Source organism: Collinsella sp. LCP19S3_D5, from assembly GCF_052121415.1.
Taxonomy (GTDB): domain Bacteria; phylum Actinomycetota; class Coriobacteriia; order Coriobacteriales; family Coriobacteriaceae; genus Collinsella.
This window is the reverse complement of record NZ_JBQKEH010000008.1, coordinates 15,718-42,126: the sequence shown is the minus strand read 5'-3', so window position 1 is coordinate 42,126 and position 26,409 is coordinate 15,718. Positions and strand designations below refer to the sequence as shown.

The following is a 26,409-nucleotide window of genomic DNA, read 5'->3' as shown; positions in this document are numbered from 1 at the left end:
CATGGATCTTTCGACCTTGATGCCGCAACAGCTGCAGATCGTCAAGACGCTCGACCGTCCGCTGTTTGTCTCGGCGGGCGCCGGTTCGGGCAAGACCTTTACCCTCACGCGCCGCATCGTCTACGCGCTCTCGCCCGAATCCGGTCCGTTCGTCGAGCATCTGGACCAGGTGCTCGCCATTACCTTTACCAAGGATGCCGCGGCCGAGATTCGCGATCGCGTGCGCCGTGCGCTTATCGACGAGGGCATGGACGAGGAAGCGCTGACCGTCGACGACGCGTGGATCTCGACCATTCACGGCATGTGCTCGCGTATCCTGCGCGCACACGCGCTGGAGTTGGGCATCGACCCCGAGTTCACGGTGCTCACCGATACCGACGAGCTCATGGATCAGGCTGTTGAGCATGTGCTGGCCCGCGCGACGGCACCCGATGCCGCCCCCGAGCTCGCGGCATCGCTCAAGGCCCTCTACGCCTGGTATCCCATGGCGGGCGAGGGCGGCCCCTTTGGCGCCGGCACGACCATCAAGGGCCTGGTACGCGACCTGCTGGAGCTCTCGAGCCAGCTGCCGGGCGGCATGGACGACGTGCGCGTGGCGCGCGGCCAGGCCGATACCTCGGCGCTCGCCGATGCCTATCGATCGGCGCTGGGCGCAAGCAAGGCCGCGACCGAGAAGGCGCAGACGGCGCTCGATGCCATCGACGCGTTCGAGGCGAGCGGCAAGACCATGGCCGATGCGGCGCGACTCATGATGTCGTGCGCCATGCCGCGCGCGAGCAAGGCATTCCCCAAGGAGCAGGTCGAGCTGCTCAAGGCCGAGGCCGCCGATGCATTTATCAATATCGTGCTTGCCTGCGGTGGCCCCGCGCTCGATGCACTGGTGGGCTTGGCCCGCTCTGTAGAGGCCGAGTATCGCGCACTGAAGGCTGCCCAGTCCGCCCTCGATAATAACGACCTGCTGCGCATGGCCTACGAGGCCCTGCGCGATTACCCTGCCATTCGTGCTGCGTACGAGGGCCGCTTTAAGATGGTCATGATCGACGAGTTCCAGGATACCGATCAGATGCAGGTCGATCTAATCCGCTACCTGACGGGTGCGGGGGAGCGCGCACTGTGTACCGTGGGCGATGCGCAGCAGTCGATCTATCGCTTCCGCGGCGCCGAGGTCGAGGTGTTCCGTCGCCAGGAGCGCAAGGTGGGATCGGCGGCGGCGTCGGACATGGTTGCCACGTCCGATACCCCCGCCGGCGAGCTCGTCAAGCTCGTGCGCAACTTCCGCAGCCACGACGAGGTGCTGCGCTATGTGGCCCGCGTCTTCGACGGCGATGACGGCGGCCTGATGCAGGGCTTTTTGGATCTTGAGGCGAGCGACGGCCGCAAGGACACGCTGGTGGCGGATGCCTCGCGCCGCCAGGCCCTCTTTGTTGCCGGCGGCAGTACGCAGGAGCGCACACAGGCCAAGGCCCGCGCGATCGCGGAGCGATTCCGCGCGCTTGCCGATGCCGGCCAGCCCCAGGGCGGCATGGTGCTGCTGCTGGGCCGCATGACCAACGCAGACGTCTACGCACAGGCCTTCCGTGACCAGGGGCTCGACTGCGTCATCGCGGGCGGCTCAGTCTTTGCCCAAGCTGCCGAGGTGCAGACGGTGCGCGCCCTGGTTTGTGCCCTCGCCAATCCGGCCGATACGGCGCAGGGCCTTATGCCACTGCTGGCCTCGCCGATGTTTGCACTCGGCGCCCAGGAGTTCCTGGCGCTGGCGACCAAACTCGACGATCAGACGGGCGAGACGTCGCGCCGCAACATCGATGCGGGCATCATGAGCGATTCCGATGTGCCGGGCTTGCAGGGCTTGCCGCTCGTGACGCGTGCCCGCGAGGTGCTGCGCTACGCACTGCGTCGCGTGGGGCGTGATTCGTTCGCCGCCATCGCGCGCGACGCGGTCAATGCCTCCGGCTGGTTCGTGCGCCTGGCGCAGCGCGGCCCCGAGGGCAAGGCCATCGCCGCCAACGTGCTCAAGGCGCTCGATGCCGTGGCCGAGGCGGAGGCCGAGTTCGGTAACTCGCCGCGCTCCATTGCGCTTGCCTTCGATCGCTTCCTGGCGGGCAAGGAGGCCCCGGGCGCCCTCAACGAGGAGGGCGACGGCGCGGTGCGCATCATGACGGTTCATGCCTCCAAGGGTCTGGAATATCCGGTCGTGGCGGTCTCCGAGTGCTTTGGCGTGCGTAAGTCCTCGGGTGCGGCACAGATGGGTCGCGTCGAGGGCGGAGCGCGGGTCGTGGCGCTGCCGGCACGCTTCGACGGCGTTAAACTCGCGGACGGCACGTTCGTAAAGGGCGATGACGTCAAAAAGCAGTTTGAGCATGCGTTTAAGGGCAAGGGCACGTCGCTGTGGCTACCGCCGGAGCTCATGGAGGACGTCTGTGCGACGGGTTCTCCCGCCGAGGCATTTGCCCGCCTGCGCAACGACGACCTGCAGCTTTCGCTCGAGGAGCGGGCCCGTTTGCTCTATGTTGCCATGACCCGTGCGCGCGAGCTGGTGATCTTGGCGATGGATGCGGGCGTGAGCCGTGGCAAGGTGACGGTGCCGACCTTCGATGTCGAGACCGATCTGACCTACGACGTGTTGCGCCGCATTCTGCCGACCGACGCTCTGGACATGCCGCAGCTCGATGCCGACCGCCTGGTATTCGACAACTCCCAGCCGGGCGACTACGAGCTCATTTCGCTTTCGGACTTTACCTTTGGCGAGCAGGCGTTTGAGGCCAACGCTTCGCTGGATGCCGAGGGCAGGCTCGTTCGTGGCGATACCGATGTCGCCGATAATGCTGCGCACTCAACCGTGCCCGGTCCTGCCGACCCCAAGCCCGATTCGTTTGAACTCGTATATCCCCAGGCGGCGGGCGTGCGCATGGGCACGTGTCCGTTCCCGGCGCGTGATTCGTACAGCTATTCGTCGATCGCCGCGGCGCTCCATGCCGAGACGGAAGACCGTGCCGCCGAGGCGCGTGTTCCCATGGATGAGGCGGGCGACGATGCCGAGTCGGATGGCTCGGAGATGGCCGATGCAGACGTGGTTGCTGCCGAGCCCGCCGGCAACCCCATGGCGCTGGGCTCGGCGTTCCATGCCGCCTGCCAGTGGCTCATCGAGATGGGTGCCGATGCGCTGCCCGCTGAGCGTGCCGATGCGCTGACGCGCCTGTGGTGCCTGACGCCGGAGCAGCGCGAGCGTTTTGACGTTGCCCTGAATCGCTGGCTCAGGTCGTCGGTCCGTGCCGAGCTTCTTGCCTGGCCGTGCGTCCGTGCCGAAGTGCCGTTCTTCTCGCTGGGCTGCGAGGACAAGGACATTGCCCGCTACGGTGCATATGCCGAGGGCGCCATCGATGCGCTGGCGACCGACCCGGCCGATCCGTCACGCGCACTGGTCATCGATTACAAGACGGGTGGCACGCCGGATGAGACACCCGACCAGCTGCTCGAGAAGCACGCCCTGCAGGCGCGCGTCTATTCGGATGTTCTGCATAAAGCGGGCTTTAAGACGGTGACCGTCAAGTTCGTCCGCGTGGAGCAGACGGCCCCAGCTGTCTCAGTCGAGCTCGCCGAGCCCCAGGTGGTCACCTACAACCTCTAACCCTCAGATAACTTGCGGTGGAATCCTTTTCGATTCCACTGCAGCTCAGGGGTAGCTAATTTGGGACGGGGCTCTTTTAGCTACCCCCATACATCGGTTGAGATGTATTCCGACCCCGACTCGTTCGCCGTCAGTCAAAGGGTAGCTAAAAAAGCCCCGTCCCAAATTAGCTACCCGTGTGGGTTTGGCTAGGTTCGGGCGCTGTCCGTGCCGTGGGGTAAAATCGTTCAGTCAGAACACGAACCCGCATCGGAGCTCATCACATGGCATTCGTCCATCTGCACAACCACACTGTTTTCTCCATGCTCGACGGCGCAACCCGTATCCAGGATATGGTCAACCGTGCCGTAGAGCTGGGCATGCCCGCCGTGGCCATTACCGACCACGGCTACATGTATGGCGTGCCCGATCTGGCCCTGGCCTGCGACGCCGTCAACCACAATACGCCCGAGTACAAAACTTGGAGCCACGACAAGGCCTTCTTGGAAAAGGACCGCCGTGACGAGCTGGTGGAGCCCGATCCCGAGGCAAACCCGCGCGAGCATGCCCAGTATGTGAAGGACATGGCCATGTGGGACGAGAAGGGCAATATCGACGAGCTCAAGCCGCCTCTGGTCATCAAGCCCATCTTTGGCTGCGAGGTCTACTTTACGCCGGACGAGACGCTCGCCCGCGACCACAAACCCGAGCTCTACCACATGATCCTTCTGGCCAAGGACCAGGAGGGCTACGTCAACCTGATGCAAACGGTCTCCGAGGCCGCCGTGCAGGGCTTTTACTACAAGCCGCGCGTGACGCTCGACAACCTGCGCCGCCACGCCAAGGGCATGATCTGCACCAGCGCCTGCATCGCGGGCATCATCCCCAAATACATCGACCGCGGTGACATGGAAGGCGCCATCAAGTGGGCCGAGACCTTCCGTGATACTTTTGACCCCGGCGACTTCTACATCGAGATCCAGGAACACGGCATCACCACCGATAACGGCCTGACCGACGAGCAGATGGACCGCACGCTCATTGATATCGCCAAACAGGTGGGCGTCAAGGTCATCGCCACCAACGACTTCCATTACCTGCGCCGCGAGGACGCGCCCGTGCAGGACGTCATCATGTGCATCGGCATGAACGCCAAGGTCGACGACCCCAACCGCATGCGCATGACCGGCTCGGAGTTTTACATGAAGACCGAGGAGGAGATGCGGGCGATGTTCCCGTATTGCCCCGAGGCCTGCGACAACACGCTCGAGATCGCCGACAAGTGCTACGTTGAGCTGGACTGGGACTCCATCATCCTGCCGCGCTTTCCGCTGCTCGATCCCGGCGAGACGCACGAGAGCCAGTTCCGCCGCGAGTGCGAGAAAGGCCTGCGCCAGCACTACGGTGACGACTGGGCCACGCGCGAGATCGGTGGCGTCAACATCAAAGAGCGCTTTGAGTACGAATACAAGGTCATTTGCGACAAGGGCTTTGCCGCCTACTTTTTGATCGTCGCCGAGTACGTGCAATGGGCCAAGGACAACGGCATCGGCGTCGGCCCCGGCCGTGGCTCGGCCGCCGGCGCTATCGTCGCCTACGCCATGAACATCACCGCGTTCGACCCGCTCGAGAACGGTCTGATGTTCGAGAGGTTCCTGTCCCCGCAGCGTACCGAGATGCCCGATATCGATATGGACTTCGACGATGAGCGGCGTCTCGAGGTCGTGGAGCACGTTCGCCAGCTCTACGGTCCCGAGAAGGTCACCCACGTCATCACCTACTCGACCATTAAGGCCAAGCAGGCCATCAACGACGCCGCGCGCGTCCTGGACTACCCGGTCTACATGGGCCAGCGCCTGTCCAAGATGGTCTCGAGCGACCCCAAGGTCAAGCTCAAGCAGGTGCTCGAAAAACAACCCGGCAAAGAGGATCTGTTTAACCCCGACTTTGCCGAGGCCTATAAAAAGGACGACGACGCCCGCCGCATCATCGACACGGCGCTCTCGATCGAGGGCCTCACCCGTGGCGAGGGCGTGCATGCGTGCGCCGTTCTGATCTGCCGCGACCCCGTCAACGAGCACGTGCCCACCAAGCTCGACACCAAGGGCGGCGTCGAGATTACCCAGTACGAGGGCCATACCGTTGCCGACATGGGCCTGCTCAAGATGGACTTCTTGGGCCTGCGTACGCTGACGGTTATCTCCAAGGCCAAGGCAAACATCAAAAAGAACTTCGGCATCGACATCAAAGAGGAAGAGATTCCCTTTGACGATCCCGAGATCTTTAAGCTCATGGGCTCCGGCCACACCGCCGGCGTCTTCCAGGTCGAGTCCGCCGGCATGACGGCCACAATCAAGAACATGAAGCCCACCGAGTACAAGCACGTCGTGGCATTGATCGCCCTGTACCGCCCGGGCCCGCTGGGCGCCGGCATGGTTTCGTCCTACATCAACCGTATGAACGGCAAGGAGCCGGCCGTCTCCTACGACGACCGTCTGGACGACATCCTGGGCGAAACCTACGGCACCATGGTCTACCAGGAGCAGGTTATGCTCATCTCCGTCGAGATGTGCGGCTTCTCCAAGGGCGAATCGGACTCGCGTATCCGTAAACCCGTGGCTAAGAAGAAGATCAAGCTGCTTACGTCGACGGTGCTCCACTGGGAGGATGGCTCGGACGAGACCACCTACGACCACTGGATGAACGGCGCCATCAAGAACAACTACACGCGCGAGGTCGCCCAGAAGATTTGGGACGATGTTCTCGAGTTCGCATCCTACGCCTTCAACAAGTCGCACTCCGCCGGCTACGCCATCTTGGTTATGCAGACGGCGTGGCTCAAGGCGCACTATCCGCATGAGTACATGGCGGCCGTCCTGACGTCCTATACGGGCAAGACCGACAAGATCGTGCACTACGTCTCGGCATGCCGTCACGACGGCATCCCCGTGCTTTCGCCAGATGTCAACGAGTCCGGTACCGAGTTCACGGCTACCAAGGAAGGTGTGCGCTTTGGTCTGGCCGGCATCCGCGGCGTGGGCACCGGCGTGGCGCAGGCGATTATCGCCGAGCGCGAGGCGGGCGGTCCGTTTAAGACGCTGCATGATTTTGTCGAGCGCGTGGACTCGAGCCAGGCCAACCGTCGCGTGATCGAATCGCTCATCAAGGCAGGTGCCTTCGACTCCACGGGGTATCCGCGTCGTCAGATGATGCACTTTGTGGACAAGAACAACCCCGAGAACATCATCGATGCCGCGGCAAAGCGCCAGAAGGATCGCGCGAGCGGCCAGACGTCGTTCTTCGACATGTTTGGCGACGTTGAGGGCTCGGGCTTTGAGGTGAGCGTACCCGATCCGGATGGCCAGGAATGGGACCGCCACCTTAAGCTGAGCCAGGAGAAGGAGGTTCTGGGCATCTATGTCTCGGACCACCCGCTGCGCCCGTTTGAGTATGCGCTCAGCAAAGCGCGCGACTTCTCGTTCTCGCAGATCGACACCGGCTACGAGGTGCAAAACCCCACGGGCGGCACCATCAACCAGGAAATTCCCGAGGGCAAGGCGCTGTGGTGGGCCGGTATGGTCTCGAGCGTGTCCAAGCGCGTGACCAAAAGCGGCGACCCCATGGGCATCGTGCAGCTCGAGGACATGGAAGGCGAGGCCACCGTCGTGGTGTTCCCCAAGACCTTCAAGGAGGCAGAGGGGTATCTGTACGGCGAGGTCGATCCCGAGACCGGCGCGCAGCTGTCCGATGCGTTTGTGCGCATTAAGGGCAAGCTCGAGCGCTCGGACCGCGGCGACCAGATCATCGCGCAGGAGATTGTGCCGCTTGAGCTCAACGAGGAGAACAACAAGCCCAAGGTGTTTGAGGTCATGGTGCCCAACAGCCGCTTTAGCCAGGGCAACATGGCGCGTCTTGCCACGGTGCTCACCGCCAACCCGGGCGGCGACCGCGTAGAGATCTTTATCGAGCAGGCGGACGGGCGCGTGCTGCGTGCCGAGGTACCTGCTAAGGTCAACGCACGCTCGATTCCGCTGTTGGCCGAGGCCAAGGCCATCGTGGGTAACCAAGGCAGAGTGACGGTGATCTAAGGACGCCGTTGGCGGGGTAGCTAATTTGGGACGGGGCTTTTTTAGCCACCCTTTGGCTGACGGCGAATGAGTCGGGGTCGGAACACATCTCAACCGACATATGGGGGTAGCTAAAATAGCCCCGTCCCAAATTAGCTACCCCGGGTGAGATTGGAGGAAGCGATGGCGCAGGGGACGTTTGTGCAGACGCTTCGTAAGGAGGCGGCGCTCAGCAGTACCTTTATGAAGGGGCGTTCGCTCATGCTCAACGGCGCCGTGCTGTCGTTTGAGGACTCCGGCTCGCGCTTCTCCAAAAATGTGAATATCGAGGGTACGGTGCGTGGTTCGCGCGGCGACCTGTATAAGACGCACGTGGCGCTCGATATGGACGAGCACGAGGTTGTCGACTACGACTGCGATTGCCCCGCCGCCTTCCGCTATTCCGGCATGTGCAAGCACGCCATCGCCACGGCGTTGGCGTATCTGGATGCCAGCGGCGCCGAGCCCGTCGAGGGTTTGCGCACGCCGGTCCGCACGTTTACGGTGTCGCCCGCACAGTCCAATCAGCCCACACGCCCCGCGCCCAGCGCATCTGCGGTCAACCCCAACTTTCCCTTCCCGGCGCCCGCGCCCACGAGCCCGAGCCTTGTGGCAGCGCTTTCCGATCTTTCGGACGCGCGCATGGATAAACTCGTGGCCATGCGCCGCAAGCTCGCCGGCACCATTGACCCCGATGCGCCCAAAGCAGTGCTGGAGCCCTCGCTAGTGCCGTACTACAATCCGCTGTTTGCCGATCGCTTTAGCTGGGCGCTTGAGTTTCGCATCCGCTGCGGCTCGGTGTCCTACGTGGTTAAGGATATCGACGGCATGGCCGATGCCTATGCGCGCGGCGGTACGTTCTCCTATGGCAAGAAGCTTACGTTCCTTCATGTGCCCGAGGCTTTCGATGATGTATCGGCAAAGCTGCTCGACTTTGTTGCAATGACGGTCGCCTACCTAGGCGATATTACGAGCTCGCGCTCGGCATCGTACGACTTTGCCCGCAGCGGTTTTGTCGCCGAGCGTCAGTTGCCGATATCCGAGTATTCCATCGTGTCCGTGCTGGACCTGCTGCGTGGCAGGACCATGTCCTTTGAGCCTGCTTGGTCGCGGGGGACGACGACGCACCGCGCCTACGAGGTGACGGTCGAGTCGTTGCCGGAAGGGGAGGGCGAAGTCCCGGCTAAGCGCCCGCCGCTGATTGCTGCCAAGATTGTGCCGGCAGCCGGGGGCAGCTACGACTTGCGCCTTCCGGCCGATACGTACTGCTTTGCCTCGGGCGACGTCGCCTATCTGGTCGATACGCGCCGCGCGCGCCGTACCGACACGGCGTTTGCCCAACATGCCGCGCCGTTCCTATCGCACTTGTTGCCCTGCCGCACACCGGTCCATATCGCCGCCGACCAGGTGGGTGAGTTTTGCCGCATGGCGCTGCCTATCTTGCGCGACTACACCGACCTTACCGCGCCCGCTGTGCTCGATACCGTGGCGCCCGAGCCAAGCTTTGCCATGGCGATCGGCGTCGACGATGGCCTCGTGACCTGCAAAATTACGGTTACCTACGGCGACTGGTCGGCAGATCTCTTTAGCATGGGCGCTCCGGGCAGTCCCTTCGAAGAGCAGCGCCCGGGCGTGCCGCCGCGCGACGAGGTGGCAGAGTTTCGCGTTATGGATACGGCGGCTCTGTATTTCGACTTTTACGAGGGTGGCCTGGCGTTTGAGGAACGCGATGACGAGAGCCTGTTCCACTTGCTGACTGAGGGCCTGTCTGCCCTGTCCGAGCTGGGCGAGGTCATGCTCAGCGACCGCCTGCGCCAGATCTCGGTCCGCCCTGCGCCCAAGCTTTCGGTGCGCGCCACCGTCAAGAGCAACCTGCTCGACGTCGAACTGGGCGCGAGCGGCCTTTCGGCGGCAGACCTTGCCATCTACCTCGATTCCTACAAGCGTCACCAGACGTTTGCTCGTCTCACGTCGGGCGACATCATTCGCCTGGACGAGGGAGCGCGCGCCGCGTTTGGCCTTGCCGAGGATCTGGGGGTCGATGCTGTCGACCTGCTCGACGGCGTGTCGCTTCCCGCGTCGAGTACCCTGTTCGTCGACAGCATGCTTGCGCGCACGTCCGCGCTCGAAGCCGATCGCGACGCTGCATTCCGTCGCACCGTCGAGCGCCTGGACACGCTCGGCAAGATGGACTTTACGGTGCCGGCCTCGCTCAAGGCCACGCTGCGTGGCTACCAGGTCGACGGCTACCAGTGGCTCGGTTCGCTCGAGCATCTGGGCCTTGGCGGCATCTTGGCCGACGACATGGGCCTGGGCAAAACGCTCCAGATGATCGCGCATATCCTGGCGCGCGTGGAGGCGGGGGACGCTAAGCCCACGCTTGTGGTGTGCCCTGCGTCGCTCGTGTACAACTGGACTGCCGAGCTGGAGCGCTTTGCCCCGTCGATTGATGTGTGCGCCATTTTGGGCACCAAGGCCCAGCGTCGCGTGCAAATTGCCGGCGTGGCCGAGCACAACGTGGTCGTAACGTCGTATGACCTCATGCGCCGCGATATCGACGAGTACGTCGAGCAGGACTTTGCCCGCGTGGTGCTGGATGAAGCCCAGTACATTAAAAACCCACTCACGCAGGTGGCACGTGCCGCCAAGCGTCTGCCGGCCGGTGTGCGCTTTGCCTTGACGGGCACGCCCATCGAAAACCGCCTGTCCGAGCTCTGGAGCATCTTCGACTTTTTGATGCCGGGCCTGCTCGGCACGCGCGAGTCGTTTGCCAAGCGCTTCGAAAGCCCGGTCGAGCACGCCGAGGGTGACAGCGCCGCTCGCCTGCAGGCGCTCGTGTCGCCGTTTGTGCTGCGCCGCGTCAAGGAAGACGTGGTGGCCGACCTGCCCGAGAAGATCGAGGATACGGTGATGGCGCAGCTCACCGGCGAGCAGCGCAAGCTCTACCTGGCCAACCAGGACCGCATTGCCCAGCAAGTGCAGCACCGCGAGGCCGGGGAGTTCAAAAAAGATAAGCTCAAGGTACTTGCCGAGCTCACCAAGCTGCGCCAGATCTGCTGTGATCCTCATCTGCATTACGCGGACTACAAGGCGGGAAGCGCCAAGCTCGATACGTGTATGGAGCTCGTCCACGGCGCGCTCGACGGCGGTCATCGCATCTTGCTGTTCAGCCAGTTTACGGGCATGCTCGATATCATCGGCAAGCGCCTGGCCAAGGAGGATATCACCTTCCTTAAGCTTACGGGCGCATCGTCTAAAGAGAGCCGCGCCAAGATGGTTACGCAGTTCCAAGCGGGCGAGGTGCCGGTGTTCTTGATTTCGCTCAAGGCGGGCGGCGTGGGCCTTAATTTGACGGCTGCCGACGTGGTCATCCACTACGACCCGTGGTGGAACGTGGCGGCGCAAGACCAGGCGACCGACCGCGCCCACCGCATTGGCCAGCAGCACACCGTGACCGTGTACAAGCTCATCGCCAAGGACACGATCGAGGAACGTATCATGCAGATGCAGGAGTCCAAGCGCGACCTGGTCAACAGTGTGCTCGGCGGTGATGGCATTTCGTCGGCGCTGTTCACGCGCGAGGACGTTCTGGCGCTGCTCGGTGGCGACGGTCGCTAGCTGCGCGCGGGATGGGGCTGCCGGGCTGGGCCAGGTCGCCGGTTCGTCTTAGCCCGACCGTTTATCCCACCCGTTATGTGTTCATTTGAAATGCCATGGATGGTTCGGCGCTCTTTGGGCATAAGAACTAACGAGAACATTGGCACATCAGCAAAGGAGAACATCATGGCGAAATTCTTTAAAGACTCCGACGGCAAGCTCGTTGCCGCTCTTGGCGACGACGTTGCGACCCCTGCCGGCTGCACGGAGCTGACGGCAAACACCGAGGATGCGGCGCACGAGAAGCACGTGCCTGTTGTCGAGACCGAGCGCGACGGCCACGTCATTCGTGCGCGCGTGGGCTCGACGGAGCACCCCATGCTGCCCGAGCACTACATCGAGTGGATCGCGCTTGAGGCCGAGGGCCGCCTGGAGGTCCATTACCTTGAGCCCGGCATGAAGCCCGCGACGTTTTTCGCTGGCGGCTCCAAGACCGGTACCGTCTATGCCTACTGCAACCTGCATGGGCTGTGGTCCGCGACGTTCTAGGAGCGCGCCCCCGCTCGGGGTATCATAGCTAGCATATGCACATGCAAGCGCCGGCTGCATTATGCGGCCGGCGCTTTTACTACGGTTTCGATGGTTTACGACGGAAAGGGCTGGGCCATGAAGCTCGCACTTGCACAGATCGATATGCGCCTGGGTGATATTGAGGGCATTTGCGGTCGCATCGAGGACCAGGCTCGTCTGGCCCACGAGCGCGGGGCGCGCGTGCTGTGCGTCCCGGCTCCGCTCTTTATGGGTGCTCTGCCCGGCGGCCTGATGGGTACTGCCGACTTTGAGCACGACATGCTGACAGGCCTGACCGGTGTTGCCGAGCGTATCCAAGAGCTCGATATGATCTGCATCGTGCCCGCGGCGGTTTCGTTTGAGGGCCAGCCGCTGCTTGACTACATGATGCTCAAGGACGGTCATGTGGTGCCGGCTCGATCGAGCATTGCCCTGCAGCGTGGCGAGAACAACGATACGCGTTGGGCGCCGCCGGTGTTCGACGTGGACGGCGTGCGCATCGCCGTGATTTTTGACTTGGACCGCGAACTCGAGATGTTGCCGACCGGTGTTGACCTCATTGCGTATTTCCAATTCAGCGCGTTTGACATGACCGACCGCGAGACTGCCGCCATCGCCGCCGTTCGCAGCGGTGCCTACCGCAAGATCGCATCTAAGCGCAGCGTGTGGTTTGCCTGCATGGCGCCGGTCGGTGCGTACGACGAGTCGGTGTATACCGGCGGTTCGTTTGTGCTCGACGACTGCGGTCGCGTGGTGGCCCAGGCGCCGTGTTTTGAGGAGAGCCTGCTGGTTCAGGAGATTCAGCGCGGCGTGATGCTCGATGCCCTGGAAGATCACGAACTGCCCGAGTTTCGTTCCGAGGCGTGGCTGTGGCAGGCGCTGGTGCTCGCCGTGCGCGACAATGCCCGCGCTCGCGGCGCGTCGCGTGCTGTGGTGGCACTCGAGGGTGACTTGCCGTCGTCCCTGCTGGCGGCACTTGCCGTTGACGCTCTGGGCCCGCGTAATGTGATTGGCCTTGTGCTGGGGCGCAACCGTATCTTTACGCCGGCTCAGGAAGAGGCCGAGGCTGCCCGCTGTGCCGCCGTCCGCGCGATTGCCGAGCGCCTGCACATTCGCACCGTCGAGCGCGACGCACCGGATGCGGCGCGTGTGCTCGATCGCGACGTGTCGGCGGGCGATGCCGAGCGTCTGCGCTCGCGTGCGCTGGGGCTGATGCTCGAGGATACGGCGCTCGAGCTGGGCGCCATGGCGTTGAGCCCGCTCTCCAAGACCGAGTACGCGCTGGCGGCGCCCGCACTGTCCGGTGGCTACCAGGGCGACTTTGCGCCCTTTGGCGATGTGTACCTGTCGACGCTTGAGTTTGTGGCGCGCGTGCGCAACCGCACGTCTGCCGTGGTGCCCCAAGAGCTCGTGACGCTCAACGCGGTGGAAGATTGTATGGAGCGAGTGCTGGCGCAGGCGCTCTCGACGCTCGACGGTCCGGTCGATATGCTCGACCGCGCGGCACAGCTGCTCGGCGGGCTTGAGCCGGGTGAGGTCGATGGCGCGCTCGAGGCGCACGTGGATCGCAATCGATCTTTCGACGACATCCCGATGGCCGCTGGCAAGCCTGAGGCCTGCTCGCTGCTGCTGATGCTCGTTCGACAGGGTGAGGCTGCCCGTCGCATGTTGCCGACGGCGCCGATCGTTTCGGCCCGTTCGTTTGCCGAGCGCGCTTGGCCGTACATGCTTGCGTGGTCCGATTTGGGGCTCAACGGCAAGGAGCGCATGACGGTTGATTCACTGGCGCGCGCCGAAGTGCGCCGCTTTGCCGATAGCGATACGGGCGATCGCATGCGCGGTGAGATGATGGGTCTGTTGGGTGAGCTGTTGGGTATTTCGCCCGAGCAGATGGAGGAGCTGCGCTCTGAGGACGGTCAGCGTCGTTTGCACGAGGGAATGAAAAAGTTCGAGGGCGAGGTCCAGGACGCCATCGAAAGGATGATGGGCGGCCAGGGCGGACCGCAGGGCGGGCCCCAGGGCACGCCGATGCCACATCCGCCGGTGGATCCCCGTCAGTTTCCTTTTTTCTCGCAGAACTAAACTGGGGATGGGGCAAAGGTTACGCGGTTTTGCCAAACCGCGTAACGAGTCGACGCTACGCGAGCCCCTGCCGGGCCATCTGCCGCTCAAACCGTCGCTTGCGTACAGAAGTACGCGGCGCTCCTCTTTCGCGACACCTTGCCACGGCAGGGACTCGCTCGCTGACTTATGCTCAACCTATGGTTCGACCTTGCTTGCCAGATACGGTCGCTGTTGTGTTATTCTAGAACAGACGTTCGTGAATAGTGCGTGGGGCCTTGCCTTGCGCTGCGCTTGTGACGAGGGGAGGTTGGCTTGGTTATCTTGGGTATCGACCCTGGTTTGGCCCATACGGGGTGGGGGATTATCGAGGAGCGACGTGGCGAGGTTCGCTGTCGTGCCTATGGCTGCATCGAGACCAGTGCTGGAAGTCCGCTCGCGGTGCGCCTGTCGCATATCGCCCGCGACCTCAAGGGCGTTGTCGAACGCTATCGTCCCGATACCGCTGCTATCGAGAGCATCTACTTTGGCGCTAACGTTCGTTCGGCCATCCCCACGGCGCATGCCCGCGGCGCTGCGCTTGTGGCGCTTTCGGAGTGCGCGCTCGAGATTGGCGAATACACGCCCATGCAGATTAAGCAGGCTGTTGTGGGCACCGGCGCCGCAGATAAGCGACAGGTCGCCTACATGGTGCGTACGCTTACGCAGCTCGATCACGACCCGCACCCCGACCATGCCGCCGATGCCCTGGCCTGCGCCATCTGCCACGTTAACCTCAGCCGCACCCGAGCGCTTACCGGCGGCGAGTTCTATCAACAGAGAGGAACCGGATACTGATGATCTCCCAGCTCCACGGAACGCTTGTCGAGGCCACGATGAGCTCTGCTGTCGTCGATGTGTCGGGCGTGGGCTTTGAGCTCGGCATCTCGGGCAGCACTGCGGCCACGTTGCCGACGCCCGGCGGCGAGGTTCGCCTCTACACGCGTATGCAGGTGCGCGAGGACGCCATGACGCTCTTTGGATTTGCCTCCAAGGACGAGCGCACGATGTTCGACCGGCTCGTGTCCGTCTCGGGCGTTGGCCCGCGCTTGGCGCTCGCCGTGCTTTCCACCTATACCGTGGGGCAGCTGTATTCGCTGGTGATGGCCGAGGACGACAAGGGCATGGCCAAGGTACCCGGTGTGGGTAAAAAGACAGCTCAGCGCCTCATCCTGGAGCTCAAGAGTACCTTTGCCAAGGATAAGGGCTTTGTGCCGGTCGACGTGATTCCCGGACAGGTTGCGATGCCCGTGCCCACTGCCGCTCCCTCGGCCATCGATGATGCCCGCGCGGCACTCCTTTCCATGGGCTTTAGCCCGCAGGAGGCCGATGTTGCTCTGAGCGGGTATGATGGGCAGGATATGCGTGTCGAGGATCTGCTCGGCGCGGCGCTTAAGCGACTCGGAATGGATGCGTGATGTGGGAAGCCGATGACTCTCAGGACCTGTGGGCGACGCCCGGCAGCTCGCCGGCGGCATCCATGGCGCATGGCGAGCGCATGGTGGGCTCGGAGCTGACGCCCGAGGACCTCGATGTCGACCGTACCCTGCGCCCCCAGCGTCTGGACGACTACTGCGGTCAGGAGCATATCAAGCAGAGCCTTCGCGTGCTGATCGAGGCGGCGCAGAGCCGTGGCGAGACGCTCGACCACGTGATCTTCTCGGGCCCTCCGGGTCTGGGCAAGACCACGCTGGCTACCGTTATCGCCAACGAGCTGGGCGCTCAGATTAAGACGACGAGTGGCCCGGCCATCGCGCGCACCGGCGACCTGGCGGCCATCCTTACCAACTTACAGCCGGGTGACGTGCTGTTTATCGACGAGATCCACCGCCTCAACCGTTCGGTCGAGGAAGTCCTGTATCCCGCGATGGAGGACTTTGCGCTCGATATCGTGATTGGCAAAGGTCCGGCGGCGCGCTCGATTCGCCTGGATATCCCCAAGTTTACGCTGGTGGCGGCAACGACCCGCTCGGGTATGCTGACCGGCCCGCTGCGCGACCGTTTTGGTATTTCGTATCGCCTGGACTACTACACGGTCGAGGAGCTTGCCCAGATTGTGACGCGCTCGGCAACCATTTTGGGCGTGACAATAGACCATCTGAGCGCGCTCGAGATCGGCTCGCGCTCGCGCGGTACGCCGCGTCTTGCCAACCGCTTGCTCAAGCGCGTGCGCGATTACGCCCAGGTGCGCGGCAACGGTCCTATTGAGCTTGATATCTGCCGTCAGGCGCTCGAGTTCTTTGAGATCGATGAGCTTGGTCTGGACTGGATGGACATTCGCATCTTGGAGACGCTCGCCAAGACGTTCTCCGGCCGTGCCGTGGGCCTGACGACCCTTGCCAGCGCGGTGGGCGAGGACCCGGGTACGCTCGAAGATGTCTACGAACCCTACCTGTTGCAGTGCGGGTTGATGATTCGTACGCCGCAGGGCCGTCAGGCAACCCTGCGCACATTCGAGCATTTGGGTATCGAGCCGACCCTGTAGGAATGGGCTTGTTTTAGCGCATCTGTAGGCTATCGCTGGGCATTGGATAAACATATCGCCGTTCATCGGTTATGGGCGTTTTACTATTGCGCGCCCGTGCTATGCTGAATTGGTCTTTTTCTCATCCGGTAACGAAAGGACCGCCCATGCCTACTGACATCGAAATCGCACGTTCCGTCACGCCGCTGCCTATTACCGAGGTGGCCAAGAACGCCGGCGTCGACGTTAAGCACCTGATTCCGTACGGCTTCGACAAGGCAAAGGTCGACTATTCACTGCTCAACGAGCCGACCGATCACCAGGCCAAGCTTGTCCTCGTGACCGCTATCAATCCCACGCCTGCAGGCGAGGGCAAGACCACCACGACCATCGGTCTGGCCGACGGTCTGCGTCGTCGCGGCGTCAAGAGCGCCGTTGCCCTGCGCGAGCCTTCGCTCGGCCCCGTCTTTGGCGTCAAGGGCGGTGCCGCCGGCGGCGGCTGGGCCCAGGTCATCCCCATGGAGGACATCAACCTGCACTTTACCGGAGACTTCCACGCTATCGGTGCCGCCAACAACCTGCTGGCCGCCATGCTCGACAACCATATTCAGCAGGGCAACCAGCTCGGCATCGATGTTAAGCGCATCACCTGGAAGCGCGTCGTCGACATGAACGACCGTCAACTGCGCCATGTTATCGATGGCATTGGCGGCAAGGCCCAGGGTGTGCCGCGCGAGGACGGCTTCGATATCACCGTTGCCTCCGAGGTCATGGCAATCCTGTGCCTGTCCACGAGCATCAACGACCTCAAAGAGCGCTTGGGCGAGATCGTCGTCGGCTACAGCTATGCCGGCGAGCCCGTCCGCGCCCGCGACCTCAAGGCTCAGGGCGCCATGGCTGCGCTGCTTAAGGACGCGCTCAAGCCCAACCTGGTGCAGACGCTCGAGGGCACGCCCGCGTTTGTCCACGGCGGTCCCTTCGCCAATATCGCCCACGGCTGCAACTCCATCATGGCCACCCGCATGGCCATGCGTTTTGGTGACGTCGCGATTACCGAGGCCGGCTTTGGCGCCGACCTTGGTGCCGAGAAGTTCCTGGACATCAAGTGCCGCATGACGGGCGTTCGCCCCAGTGCTGTCGTGGTCGTCGCCACCGCCCGCGCGCTTAAGTACAACGGCGGTGTCGCCAAGGCCGACCTCAACGACGAGAACCTCGAGGCCCTTAAGGCCGGCATGCCCAACCTGCTGCGCCACGTCGACAACATCCAGAACGTCTATGGTCTTCCCTGCGTGGTCGCCATCAACCGCTTCCCGACGGACACCGAGGCCGAACTTGCGCTCATCGAGTCCGAGTGCCAGAAGCTCGGCGTCAACGTTAAGCTGTCCGAGGTTTGGGCTAAGGGCGGCGAGGGTGCGCTCGACCTGGCCGATGAGGTCATGCGCCTGATTGAGCAGCCGAGCGAGCTCAAGTTTGCCTACGAGGACGGTGCCGATGTGGCCGACGCCCTGGAGGCCGTTGCCACCAAGGTCTACCGCGCCGATGGCGTCGACTTTACGCCGGCTGCCAAGCGCCAGCTCGCCGAGCTGCGCGAGAACGGCTTTGGTAACCTGCCGGTGTGCGTCGCCAAGACCCAGTACAGCTTCAGCGATAACGCCAAGGCTCTGGGCGCGCCCGAGGGCTTCCGCATCACCGTGCGCGAGCTCAAGGTTTCCGCCGGTGCCCACTTTGTGGTCGCGCTGACCGGCAGCGTTCTGACCATGCCGGGCCTACCCAAGGTTCCCGCGGCCGAGAACATCGACGTCGACAACGACGGCAACATCACCGGTCTGTTCTAAGCCTGTTGCTCATAGCCGCTAGCCCGCCCCGCCGTGCTCCTAAAGCCCGGCGGGGCTTTTTTGATCCTTAGGCCCGCACACGTCTTGTAGATACCGACGGGCTTAGCCTGTCATAGGCTTGTACGCGGGTAGAATGCATGGATAACTTGATGCTTACGGGCGACGGAAAGGAATCGTTGCATGGACCAGGATAAGACGACCGTGATGGGCGGATATGGCTCCGCACAGGCCGGCGGTAGCGCCGACACGACCCGTATCGTGCCGAATCCCGGCTACGCTGCCCCCGATACGACGCAGGTGCCGGCCGATCCCACGCGCGTTGTGAATTACGGAAACGCGGCGCAGGACCCGCATGGTGTCTCATCGCAGAACCCCTACGGCAACGCGGCGGTAGACCCTTATGATGACCTGTTGCAAAATCCCATTCCACAACCTCAGCAGACGACATATATGCCGCGCACGGCACAGCCGCGCTACGAGTCGCACGACCGATACGCGCGCGAGCCGTATCGTGAGTATCCCAAGTCCATCCCCCAGTATGGCGAGGACGAGGAGAAGAAGCCTTCGCGTTCGTCGAGCGTGATTAAGAAGATCCTCATCGTGCTGGCGATCTTCTTTGCCTTGTCGGTTGTGTTTGCCATCGTGTCGGGCATGCTCAACAAGCGGGGCGCCACGACTGATACCACGGCCGAGCAGACCGAGACTGCCCAGTCCGGCACCGTCGACCTGAGCGATATCCCGGGGCAATATTGGTCTAACGCCAAAAAGATTCTCAAGTCGCGCGGGGCCGATCTTTCGAATGCCGTGATTCTGACCGACGACGGCTCGACGCCCGTCGTCGATGCCAACTGGGTCGTCACATCTGCCTACTACAACGCTGACGGCAACCTTGAGGTCCAGCTTACGCGCAAGGACGGCTCGTCGGGCAATGCGTCCGGCGACCAGGGCACCACGGACAGCTCGAGCTCTAACACGCTGGAGGACCTGAGCAACAAGGCACAGGAGCTTGGGGATAAGGCGCAAGAGCTGGGCGACACAGCCCAGAACCTCGGTGATACTGCTCAGAATCTGGGTGATATGGCAACGAACGCCTGGGATGCCCTGCAAAATGGCATTTCGGGCGCGCAGGGAAACTAGCGGCCGAGCGGCTAGAGCCTTAGCGGTGCAAACAAAAACGGGACGTAGGATCGCGTGACCGGGCGCATATGCGCGTTGGTCGGCGGTCCTGCGTCCCGTTTTGCTGTCGATTACAGCTGTTCGGCCGGACGGTCGGGCGAGCTAAAGCCCGAGTCAAACGTGACAACGCATGATGCATCGGGCCTGCGCTCGTGCACGATATGCGTTACGCGCTCCAACAGCTCGTCGTCGGAGATGCGAAAGCCGTCGGGACGCACCAGGTCAAACGAAACGAACCCGTCGTGTTCGTGCAGGTCGTGGATGGAGAGCGCGGGATCGATTTGCATGACGCCACGCTTGACCCAGCCGCGCAGGTCGTCGCCGGTGGTGGCGATGGGGTCGCAGTGCAGCGTGATGTCGATGCCCATCTGGCGTTTGATGTCGTGTTCGATGGCGTCCAGGATCTCGTGGTGCTCAAAGGCATCGCCCTCGCCGGGCATTTCTACGTGTGCGCTGGCAAACTGACGGCCGGGGCCGTAGTCGTGCACCATGAGGTCGTGTGTGCCCAAGACCTGGGGGTACGACATGATCCTGTCGCGGATTTCCTGGACGAGCTTGGGGTCGGGCGCTTGTCCCAACAGCGGGCTGATGGCGTCGCGCACCAGGCCCATGCCGCTGATGCAAATGAAGATGCCCACACCCAGGCCTGCCCAGCCATCGAGGTCAAAGCCGGTCGTCTGCGAAATAAGCGCCGCCGCCAAGACCGAGCCCGAGGTGATAACGTCGTTTTTGGAGTCCTGCGCTGTGGCGATGAGCGTCTCCGAGTCGATGCGGTCGCCCAGCGCGCGGTTGAATGCGGCCATCCATAATTTGACGAGCATGGATAAGACGAGGGCTGCTAGGGAGACCAGCGTGTAGGCGGTGGGGGAGGGCTTGATGATCTTGGAGATCGATTCGAGCACCAGGTTGATGCCGACGGCACAAACGAGGACGGCGACAAACAAGCCGGCGAGGTATTCGTAACGGCCGTGGCCATAGGGGTGGCCTTCGTCTGCCGGGCGGCTGGCAAGGCGGAACCCGAGCAAGCTCACAATGTTGCTCGAGGCGTCGGAGAGGTTGTTAAAGGCGTCGGCGACAAGCGAGACAGAGCCGGCGAGCAGACCCGCGATGCCCTTGGCCAGGCACAAGGTAATGTTGAGGCCAATGCAAATGAGGCTTGCGGCAAAGCCCGCGTTGGTGCGACAAGATGCATCGACCGGCTCGCCCTCGCTGCCAGGAACAAGTGTATGTACCAGCCGATTTACAAATAGCATGGCGTACCTCCTCGCATCCTCGTTTAAGGGGATAGTGTAGCTCGCATGGGCGCGCCGTGCGCCGATGCTCAGAAAATGCAGTAATGGTCTGCGGGAGCTAACGAGCGGGGCTTTTTGTCCGACCGGGTGCTCCATTTTGGGCCACATGGGTATGGGCATGTGCCTGCCTGCTCGACATACTTAATGTCGACAGCCCCTGCGTAAAGGAGGACGTATCCATGGACGAGATGTTTGCCATTAAATGCCAAAACTGCGGCGGCCCCATGTACTCGCACCAGGCTAAACGCAGCTTTGAGTGCGCCTATTGCGGCACGGTCGTTCCGTGGCAGGCCGATGCGGGGGAGCCCAAGAGCGCCCTGGGCATTCGCCATGCGCCGCTGACGGTTGTCGATGGGCTGCTTAAGCTCACCCATGTGTCGCAGCTCGAGCGCCCGGTGGACCCCGACTGGTATTTCTTTAATACGCACTGGCGCAACCAGTCGGTTCTGGAGCATCTACTGTGGGAGGACCGCGGCACGGCGCAGGAGTTCCAGGAGGCCACGCACGTGAGCATCCCGTGCCCCTTCTGTGGCGCATCCTTTGAAGGCGAGTCGACCCAGCGCGTGTTTGAGTGCCCGTCCTGCGGCAATAAGATCGGCGTTGCAGACCTACTCAAGCCCGGTACCTTTAGCAAGCGCCTGACCATGGGCGTTGGCGCGGAGTATGTACCCGAGCAGGGTATTCCATGCGAAATCTCGCCGCAGCAGGCACGTGCCAACGCGCTGCAGCTGGTGCACCAGTATGCGGAAGCCTTTGCCGGTCACGATGTAGAAGACGCGATCCAAAACGATATGATGCTCTTCTACTTTCCCATGGCGCTCGCGGATTTGCGCATGATGGCGTCCTTCCCGGGCAAGGGGCTGAGCAAGGAGACCTTGGTGTACTACGAGGTGCTCGACTGGGCATATCCGCGGGCAAACTACCTGGACGTTCGTCTTATGGGCATTTTGGAGCCGTGGGACTTTGCCAAGGTGGGGCCGTTCGATCCCGCCATGCAGGAAGGCGACTTCCGCGTCGTTTCCGTCGATGCATCTACCAAGGACCAGGTGGTCATTGATAAGCTGGCGCTCGACGTTGCCGGCAACGATGCCGAGGCGGTGCTGGGGCTCAATAAAAAGAGTATCCGCACGTGGGCGCGCAAGGCCCGCAAGCACAAGGATGGTCTGGTGATGGTGCCGGTCTACTTTGTCGATCGTCCGGCGACGGACAGCCGCGAAGGCGAGCAGGTGCGCATTGCCGTAAACGGCCAGACGGGCCGCGCGGCCGCGGTGGTGTTTAGCGACAAGCGCGAGACGCATGTGGTGGCACCGCTCAACCCGAGCCTGCATCTATCGAACGAAAGTACCGTGCACGCCACACCCATCGAGGTCAAATACGTTAAATCGCCGTTTCTGTACCAGATCGTGCGCCGTGGAGGCGGCGGGCAACCGCGTCAGGTGGCAGCGGTGGCCGAGGGCTCCTACCGAGAGGAAAAGCCCAAACGCCGCGGTTTTCTGGGTGCGCTATTTGGGAAGTAGGGGAGTAGTACCGGTTGTTGCTGTAACTTGAAGGTTAGGGCTACGGGGCGGCTCGCAGGGGTGCGGGCCGCCCCGTTTTTGTGTTGCGGGGAAGTGCTGGGCACTTCATTAAAAGTCTTCGATTGGAACGTTAACGTTGAGCAATATCATGCTTGCCGATGTCTTCTAAAATTGTCTGCCCGTTGTGGCGGCATCAAAAATAGAGGGGCTCTGAAACTGCTCTAGTAGACCGCTCCGGGCTCAGGCTTGAGCTTGGATGGCTTGCCGGTTTTCAGACACTTCTCTATCTCGGCGATAGGGTCGCGCATGCAGTAGGCGTGGCATCTCTCATGGAAGGTCTGCTCGTACTCACGCATGAGGCGGTCCAGCTTCTCGCTGCCCTCCTTGCTGAGGTAGATATACATATCAGCTCCTTCTCAACTGGTTCGGAATATCATTGTTATGGAGTGGTATCAACCAAGCTCGTTCGGGTTGATTCTTCGTTTCCACCCGTTTTGGAGCAGCGTTGATTTGGTTGGTAATCAACCGGCGATATGTGGCGGGTGCGGTTGGAACTATGGACTAAAGCCAGACTTCAGGGTCCTGTTTCATGAGTGTCGGGGTCCCCGTTTTAAGAGACTCCTCGAGTTTCGCGTAGACTTCGTCGACACTGCCGAACCATGTCGGTTCATAGCCGAAGCGTTCCTCGAACTGGCTCGCGAGCTCGTCGACCTGTTCCCATTTGTGCGTTTCGATAGCCATCGCAGCCCCCTTCAATCATCTCATCGTTTTGGAGTGGTGCCAATATTCTTAGCCATTGACGGTCCTGACGCCGTGCTCGAGTTCCCAGTCGATACTGCGCTTCCATGCCTCCTTCCACGTTTTCGGCGGGTTTTCTCGCTCTTCCTCGAGCAGGGCCTCGAGAGCCTCATCCGGAACGTTAGAGAGTCTATCCGGTCGGTCATCGACTCCAAAGGAGTCATAATCTATAGCTTTTCCCATATGATGCCATGGCTCCTTTTGTGTTCGTGCGCGGCAGCGATAACGGCGACGCATCATCCTGTTTCCTTTTTATCGAGGCCTTTTTTAGGATGATGACCGTTCGGTAATCAAGCTTCGCTGTTGAGAAATGATCGTATTGCGGCAATGTAGTGCGGAAGAGCTTCGTCGAAGCGGCGTCCTCTAGTCAGAGGATTTTGTTGCCGCGACTCATGGCTGATTTGCGTCCTCGATTATCTCGCGCAGCCTCGGCATGTACTCGTCCGTGATGCTCTTGAAATCGAGGCTCAATTTGAAGTTGAGCGTTCCCAGTTTTGGAGTCGGAAGGGCGTCGAGCCTTTCGCACATCTCGTCGAACAGCGCGTTGTATTCATCGGCTTGCTCCTGGGTGACGTCATATTCTCTTCCTTGAATAATTAGCGTAGCCATTTATCACTACCCATTCTGCGATGCGCGGTCTAAAACAGACAGCTCTCAATCAGATCCTTCCCTCGTAGGGTGTCGACCCACTCCTGTGGAATTGCGTCCATGCCGTAGGCCGTGCCGGCGAGGGCGCCTGCGACGGCTGCGGTGGTGTCGGTGTCGTCGCCCAGGTTGACGGCGGCAAGCACGCGGTCTTCGTAGCTGCTGGTGTTGACGAAGCACCAGGTAGTTGCCTTAAGCGTGTCGCGCACAAAGCCGCCGGATCTGATTTCGTGCTCGGGTGCGCTTTTCAGCTGCAGCGCCCACGAGGGGAGTGCGCCGCTCAGCACGTCTCTCATCAGCTCAACAAATATGATGCATGACTCAGTTGACGTTCTGTGAGCGTGCGTTATTGCAGAGACCTCACGGATCTCTTCACCTGTCGCATCGGTGAACGCCAGGGGCGCGATGCGCATGAGCGATCCGTTGCCGTTGTCGCGCTCGCCGGAGCCTCCTTTGCCGGTGCGCAGGGCTCGAGCGGTCGTGCCGCCGTAATCGAAAACACCGTCAATCGTATACTCGCCACGGGCAATCCAGCCTACGAACTTGTCGCGCATGTCCGCGGTGTCGATATGCCCGAGCTCCCTAATCGAGTCACAGGTAGCAAGCGTCATAGATGTGTCGTCGCTCCAGGTGCCGGCGGGTTGCCCATGCGTGCCATAGCCAATCATGTCGGCGCATTTGAACGTGCCGCGGGGCCTGAACTCGTAGGGAACGCCCAGCGCGTCGCCGACGGCAAGCCCATAGATGCAGTCGCGCAGTGTTGGTTTCGGTCTGTCTGTCATGGAAAACTCCTCTTACACTTCGGATTGGAGATGCGCGGCAATCAGCGGCAATATGTCCAGCTCGATTCGCGACGCAGCGCTTCGCGAATCGAGAGAACACAATGGTCAATATGTCAAAATGGTATGCATAGACGTCTCTTTACACGGCAACAGGCATTTCTTTTGGGCGTCCTGCCTTTGGGGTGTCGGCGAGTCGTGCCTCGATGGAAGCTTTGGACACCATGCGCTTGGTGCCATCCTTCCAAGAATCCAACAGCCCAGCATTTATCAGTTGCGATACCCGTGCTGAGCTAACACCGAGCATACGCGCGGCATCCGCTGCGGTGACGGCGGGGATGTCGCCGAGTTCGCGACTGACGGCCACGGCGATAATCTTGCCACCGTGCTGCGGCTCGTGGCCAAAGTCCGGCGCAGGCAGGTCGACGCCGCCCATTAGGTGGTCATCGACCATGCATGCGAGAAAATCAGCGGCGCTTTCGACAGCGTCGTTTAGGTCGGATCCGAACGTTCCACCTCCGCCCAGCGAGCCACATGGCACAGCGTCGACAACGCCGTCCGAATCAAAGAACTCGAATTCCCATATGTAAACCATGTAAGACCTCCTCTGATGCTGGCGATTTGAGGAACATCCTAAGAGCCCACCAACCGCATCGAACACCTTTATTGCCTCTAGTTTAAGGCCTCATGCGGACACGATTTTGGTGCTCTGCGCGCGACCGCGAAAAGGGTTTGCGGTGGTTAAAATGTGGCCATAGAGATGTTTTTATCGAACTCCATAGGGGTGGCGCGCGTGGATAACAACACGTGCTGTTTCACGATAAGGGTGCCGGCGTTTTCAAGGGAATAAGCATCTATCCCAATCGTATCGAGGCGGTCGTGAAGAACAACTTCCTCGGTACCCATACCAAGATCGTCTACCTCAAGGACATTACGGGCGTTAACAAAATCAAAGGCCGCGGCGTTTTCCTGCGCAACAGGCTGTTGACCGCCTGCACCTTCAGCCTCAGCGGCCACGCGAAGGCACAGGAATTCGTCAACGTGCTCAATATGGTGATGTGACCGGGCGCTTTCGAACACAAAAAACCGGGATGCAAGGAGTCACACCTTGCATCCCGGCTGAGCTAAAACGGCGCTGCTGCATGCCGTTGGAGCTTTAGCGCTTGATCTCGATATCGTCGAGCTTGACGTCCATGGCCTCGGTCTTGGCCTTGGCGATGTCATCGGCAAACTCCAGGGACTTCATCATGGTCTCGACGGCGTCCTTGTGCTCTTCTACGTTGTCGATGCGCACATACACGCTACCACCGTCAACGTCGGTGAAGTACTCGGTCGTCACACCGCCCGAGTGCGTAAAGTAGGCGCTGCGCCAGGTCTTGCCGTTGTACTTAACGGGGTCGCTCTCGGTCCATCCGGAGTTGGCCTTCCACTTTGCCTCGTAGTCGAACAGCTCGTCGGCGTTCTTGTCAGAGTCGAAGACAGGGATGAAGCGATCGCTGGCGTGCTCGCTCTCGGTGAACTTAAACTGGGCCCTATCGGCGGTGTCGCCAGCGACGTCGGTGATCTCGACGCCCTCGGGGACCTCGACCTTAAACCAGATGAAGTCGGTCCTCATATCCACGGCTGGTTTTTCTGCTCCGCCGCCACCGCCACTGCCGGTAGCGCCACCGCTTCCGCCGCAACCCACCAGGGCAACTGCAGCAAAGAGACTGATGCAGAGGGTGAGAATCGCAAAGGCCTTCTTTTTCATGGTCGTGTCCTCCTCGATCTGTAATCGCCCATGGATTACCTGTCTTTACTGTACGCGCGAGTGACTCGTGAGGGTGGGCCATGTGTCCCATTCTGAGGGCCGGATTTGCGCCGTTAAGTGGCATATGTCCGGGCGCAAAAGAGGGGAGGGCCGGTGCTGCCATCCTTCTACTG

Annotated in this window: 20 protein-coding genes; 12 read left to right on the top strand and 8 right to left on the bottom strand. The window is 61.8% G+C overall.

What is annotated here, in order from left to right:
• The first annotated feature begins 1 nt into the window (after position 1).
• The 10 genes from ACTQXO_RS04745 to ACTQXO_RS04700 all read left to right on the top strand — a co-directional run bounded on the left by ACTQXO_RS04745 (position 2) and on the right by ACTQXO_RS04700 (position 19,416).
• The gene (locus ACTQXO_RS04745) at positions 2–3,628 is read left to right on the top strand and encodes a UvrD-helicase domain-containing protein (protein WP_441545503.1); all 3,627 of its coding nucleotides are present in this window, start codon (positions 2–4) and stop codon (positions 3,626–3,628) included.
• Positions 3,629–3,891: 263 nt separating this feature from the next.
• Positions 3,892–7,695, top strand: coding sequence for a DNA polymerase III subunit alpha (gene dnaE / locus ACTQXO_RS04740; protein ID WP_441545502.1), 3,804 nt, complete (start codon positions 3,892–3,894; stop codon positions 7,693–7,695).
• A gap of 162 nt (positions 7,696–7,857) precedes the next feature.
• Entirely contained in the window at positions 7,858–11,331 is a 3,474-nt protein-coding gene (locus ACTQXO_RS04735) for a DEAD/DEAH box helicase (protein ID WP_441042069.1), read from the top strand.
• A 165-nt stretch (positions 11,332–11,496) separates the two neighbouring features.
• Positions 11,497–11,859 carry a desulfoferrodoxin family protein gene (locus ACTQXO_RS04730; protein WP_427747728.1) on the top strand — a complete coding sequence of 121 codons (363 nt, stop codon included), beginning with the start codon at positions 11,497–11,499 and terminating at the stop codon, positions 11,857–11,859.
• Between the two features lie 117 nt (positions 11,860–11,976).
• A complete protein-coding gene (locus tag ACTQXO_RS04725; protein ID WP_441042067.1) occupies positions 11,977–13,962 on the top strand; it encodes a hypothetical protein in 1,986 nt (661 codons plus the stop codon).
• Positions 13,963–14,256: 294 nt separating this feature from the next.
• Positions 14,257–14,778 (top strand): crossover junction endodeoxyribonuclease RuvC, encoded by a 522-nt coding sequence (gene ruvC, locus ACTQXO_RS04720; protein WP_035137351.1) that lies wholly within the window; start codon positions 14,257–14,259, stop codon positions 14,776–14,778.
• The gene (gene ruvA, locus ACTQXO_RS04715) at positions 14,778–15,398 is read left to right on the top strand and encodes a Holliday junction branch migration protein RuvA (protein WP_427747730.1); all 621 of its coding nucleotides are present in this window, start codon (positions 14,778–14,780) and stop codon (positions 15,396–15,398) included. Before ruvC ends, ruvA begins: the two co-directional genes overlap by 1 nt.
• Positions 15,398–16,465, top strand: a complete 1,068-nt coding sequence (gene ruvB, locus ACTQXO_RS04710) for a Holliday junction branch migration DNA helicase RuvB (protein ID WP_441042065.1) — start codon at positions 15,398–15,400, stop codon at positions 16,463–16,465. Before ruvA ends, ruvB begins: the two co-directional genes overlap by 1 nt.
• A 146-nt stretch (positions 16,466–16,611) precedes the next feature.
• Positions 16,612–18,279, top strand: coding sequence for a formate--tetrahydrofolate ligase (locus tag ACTQXO_RS04705; RefSeq protein ID WP_427794639.1), 1,668 nt, complete (start codon positions 16,612–16,614; stop codon positions 18,277–18,279).
• Between the two features lie 180 nt (positions 18,280–18,459).
• Positions 18,460–19,416 (top strand): hypothetical protein, encoded by a 957-nt coding sequence (locus ACTQXO_RS04700; RefSeq protein ID WP_441042063.1) that lies wholly within the window; start codon positions 18,460–18,462, stop codon positions 19,414–19,416.
• Positions 19,417–19,526: 110 nt separating this feature from the next.
• On the opposite strand, the gene ACTQXO_RS04695 is transcribed toward ACTQXO_RS04700, so the two are convergent.
• A complete protein-coding gene (locus ACTQXO_RS04695; protein WP_441042061.1) occupies positions 19,527–20,708 on the bottom strand; it encodes a cation diffusion facilitator family transporter in 1,182 nt (393 codons plus the stop codon).
• 218 nt (positions 20,709–20,926) lie between these two features.
• Between ACTQXO_RS04695 and ACTQXO_RS04690 the strand changes: the two genes are divergently transcribed.
• Positions 20,927–22,264: a hypothetical protein gene (locus tag ACTQXO_RS04690; protein WP_441042059.1), complete on the top strand. Its 1,338-nt coding sequence runs from the start codon at positions 20,927–20,929 to the stop codon at positions 22,262–22,264.
• Between the two features lie 221 nt (positions 22,265–22,485).
• Here the strand turns inward: ACTQXO_RS04690 and ACTQXO_RS04685 are convergent, their stop codons facing one another.
• The 6 genes from ACTQXO_RS04685 to ACTQXO_RS04660 form a co-directional block, all read right to left on the bottom strand.
• Positions 22,486–22,668 carry a hypothetical protein gene (locus ACTQXO_RS04685; protein WP_441042057.1) on the bottom strand — a complete coding sequence of 61 codons (183 nt, stop codon included), beginning with the start codon at positions 22,666–22,668 and terminating at the stop codon, positions 22,486–22,488.
• A gap of 157 nt (positions 22,669–22,825) precedes the next feature.
• On the bottom strand, positions 22,826–23,005 hold the full coding sequence (locus tag ACTQXO_RS04680; RefSeq protein WP_441042056.1) for a hypothetical protein: 180 nt from the start codon (positions 23,003–23,005) through the stop codon (positions 22,826–22,828).
• A gap of 48 nt (positions 23,006–23,053) precedes the next feature.
• Positions 23,054–23,245, bottom strand: coding sequence for a hypothetical protein (locus ACTQXO_RS04675; RefSeq protein ID WP_427793306.1), 192 nt, complete (start codon positions 23,243–23,245; stop codon positions 23,054–23,056).
• 207 nt (positions 23,246–23,452) lie between these two features.
• Positions 23,453–23,671: a hypothetical protein gene (locus ACTQXO_RS04670; RefSeq protein ID WP_441042054.1), complete on the bottom strand. Its 219-nt coding sequence runs from the start codon at positions 23,669–23,671 to the stop codon at positions 23,453–23,455.
• Between the two features lie 29 nt (positions 23,672–23,700).
• A complete protein-coding gene (locus ACTQXO_RS04665) occupies positions 23,701–24,489 on the bottom strand; it encodes an ADP-ribosylglycohydrolase family protein (RefSeq protein ID WP_441042052.1) in 789 nt (262 codons plus the stop codon).
• 139 nt (positions 24,490–24,628) lie between these two features.
• The gene (locus ACTQXO_RS04660) at positions 24,629–25,081 is read right to left on the bottom strand and encodes a helix-turn-helix domain-containing protein (RefSeq protein WP_441042050.1); all 453 of its coding nucleotides are present in this window, start codon (positions 25,079–25,081) and stop codon (positions 24,629–24,631) included.
• A gap of 212 nt (positions 25,082–25,293) precedes the next feature.
• On the opposite strand from ACTQXO_RS04660, the gene ACTQXO_RS04655 reads away from it, so the two are divergent.
• Positions 25,294–25,548, top strand: coding sequence for a hypothetical protein (locus ACTQXO_RS04655; RefSeq protein ID WP_441042049.1), 255 nt, complete (start codon positions 25,294–25,296; stop codon positions 25,546–25,548).
• 94 nt (positions 25,549–25,642) lie between these two features.
• On the opposite strand, the gene ACTQXO_RS04650 is transcribed toward ACTQXO_RS04655, so the two are convergent.
• Positions 25,643–26,236 (bottom strand): hypothetical protein, encoded by a 594-nt coding sequence (locus ACTQXO_RS04650; protein ID WP_441042047.1) that lies wholly within the window; start codon positions 26,234–26,236, stop codon positions 25,643–25,645.
• Positions 26,237–26,409: the final 173 nt, after the last annotated feature.

Excerpts from the sequence above, each read along its gene's own strand:
- ACTQXO_RS04745 (WP_441545503.1), top strand. The coding sequence starts at position 2 with ATGGATCTTTCGACCTTGATGCCGCAACAGCTGCAGATCGTCAAGACG.
- dnaE (WP_441545502.1), top strand. The coding sequence starts at position 3,892 with ATGGCATTCGTCCATCTGCACAACCACACTGTTTTCTCCATGCTCGAC.
- ACTQXO_RS04735 (WP_441042069.1), top strand. The coding sequence starts at position 7,858 with ATGGCGCAGGGGACGTTTGTGCAGACGCTTCGTAAGGAGGCGGCGCTC.
- ACTQXO_RS04730 (WP_427747728.1), top strand. The coding sequence starts at position 11,497 with ATGGCGAAATTCTTTAAAGACTCCGACGGCAAGCTCGTTGCCGCTCTT.
- ACTQXO_RS04725 (WP_441042067.1), top strand. The coding sequence starts at position 11,977 with ATGAAGCTCGCACTTGCACAGATCGATATGCGCCTGGGTGATATTGAG.
- ruvA (WP_427747730.1), top strand. The coding sequence starts at position 14,778 with ATGATCTCCCAGCTCCACGGAACGCTTGTCGAGGCCACGATGAGCTCT.
- ruvB (WP_441042065.1), top strand. The coding sequence starts at position 15,398 with ATGTGGGAAGCCGATGACTCTCAGGACCTGTGGGCGACGCCCGGCAGC.
- ACTQXO_RS04705 (WP_427794639.1), top strand. The coding sequence starts at position 16,612 with ATGCCTACTGACATCGAAATCGCACGTTCCGTCACGCCGCTGCCTATT.
- ACTQXO_RS04700 (WP_441042063.1), top strand. The coding sequence starts at position 18,460 with ATGGACCAGGATAAGACGACCGTGATGGGCGGATATGGCTCCGCACAG.
- ACTQXO_RS04695 (WP_441042061.1), bottom strand. The coding sequence starts at position 20,708 with ATGCTATTTGTAAATCGGCTGGTACATACACTTGTTCCTGGCAGCGAG.
- ACTQXO_RS04690 (WP_441042059.1), top strand. The coding sequence starts at position 20,927 with ATGGACGAGATGTTTGCCATTAAATGCCAAAACTGCGGCGGCCCCATG.
- ACTQXO_RS04685 (WP_441042057.1), bottom strand. The coding sequence starts at position 22,668 with ATGTATATCTACCTCAGCAAGGAGGGCAGCGAGAAGCTGGACCGCCTC.
- ACTQXO_RS04680 (WP_441042056.1), bottom strand. The coding sequence starts at position 23,005 with ATGGCTATCGAAACGCACAAATGGGAACAGGTCGACGAGCTCGCGAGC.
- ACTQXO_RS04675 (WP_427793306.1), bottom strand. The coding sequence starts at position 23,245 with ATGGGAAAAGCTATAGATTATGACTCCTTTGGAGTCGATGACCGACCG.
- ACTQXO_RS04670 (WP_441042054.1), bottom strand. The coding sequence starts at position 23,671 with ATGGCTACGCTAATTATTCAAGGAAGAGAATATGACGTCACCCAGGAG.
- ACTQXO_RS04665 (WP_441042052.1), bottom strand. The coding sequence starts at position 24,489 with ATGACAGACAGACCGAAACCAACACTGCGCGACTGCATCTATGGGCTT.
- ACTQXO_RS04660 (WP_441042050.1), bottom strand. The coding sequence starts at position 25,081 with ATGGTTTACATATGGGAATTCGAGTTCTTTGATTCGGACGGCGTTGTC.
- ACTQXO_RS04650 (WP_441042047.1), bottom strand. The coding sequence starts at position 26,236 with ATGAAAAAGAAGGCCTTTGCGATTCTCACCCTCTGCATCAGTCTCTTT.